A 291-nucleotide genomic window follows, 5' to 3' on the forward strand; every position below is an offset into this window, starting at 1 on the left:
GGGTCATCGCGCGCTGGTGCGCCACACGGTGGCGCGCGCGCGCGCGTTGGGCGTGCCGGCGGTGGCGCTGAGCTTCGAGCCGCTGCCGCGCGAGTTCTTCGCCCCGGCCGCGCCGCCGCCGCCGCCGCCGGACGTCTTCACCGTCGCCGCGCGCTGGCTGCGGCGCTGGTTCACCGAAGGCAACGTGCCGGTCAAGGTCGGCATGCTGGTGCTGCTGGCCGGCGTCGCCGCGCTGCTCAAATACGCCAGCGACCAGGGCTGGATGCGCGTGCCGGTGGAACTGCGCCTGGC

1 protein-coding gene is annotated in these 291 nt (G+C 75.9%); it reads left to right on the forward strand.

Annotation, left to right across the window (positions count from 1 at the left end):
- Positions 1-291: DUF2339 domain-containing protein (locus HKX41_11100; GenBank protein ID NNC24678.1), on the forward strand; the 291-nt coding region annotated here is incomplete at both ends.

This window comes from Salifodinibacter halophilus (assembly GCA_012999515.1).
Classification (GTDB): domain Bacteria; phylum Pseudomonadota; class Gammaproteobacteria; order Nevskiales; family Salinisphaeraceae; genus Salifodinibacter; species Salifodinibacter halophilus.